Below are 255 nucleotides of genomic sequence, written 5' to 3'. Positions count from 1 at the left end.
TAGGCTCTTGGAGGCGATGAAGGACGTGTTAAGCTGCGATAAGCTTCGGGGAGGTGCACAAGACCTTCGATCCGAAGATTTCCGAATGGGGCAACCCAGTAGATTGAAGATCTATTATCCTATTTAATATAGGAGGCGAACCTGCTGAACTGAAACATCTAAGTAAGCAGAGGAAGAGAAAACAAAAGTGATTCCGTAAGTAGTGGCGAGCGAACGCGGATTAGCCCAAACCAGTGTTGTTGCGGCAAGACTGGG

The 255-nt window shown here is 47.8% G+C and carries 1 rRNA gene; it reads left to right on the top strand.

Annotation, left to right across the window (positions count from 1 at the left end):
* Positions 1-255: ribosomal RNA gene (locus SKC35_RS11410) — 23S ribosomal RNA — on the top strand; the annotation flags it as partial.

This window comes from Aquirufa originis (assembly GCF_042714495.1).
GTDB lineage: Bacteria > Bacteroidota > Bacteroidia > Cytophagales > Spirosomataceae > Aquirufa > Aquirufa originis.
The sequence above is the reverse complement of the archived record's forward strand: the minus strand, read 5'-3'. Positions and strand labels throughout refer to the sequence as shown.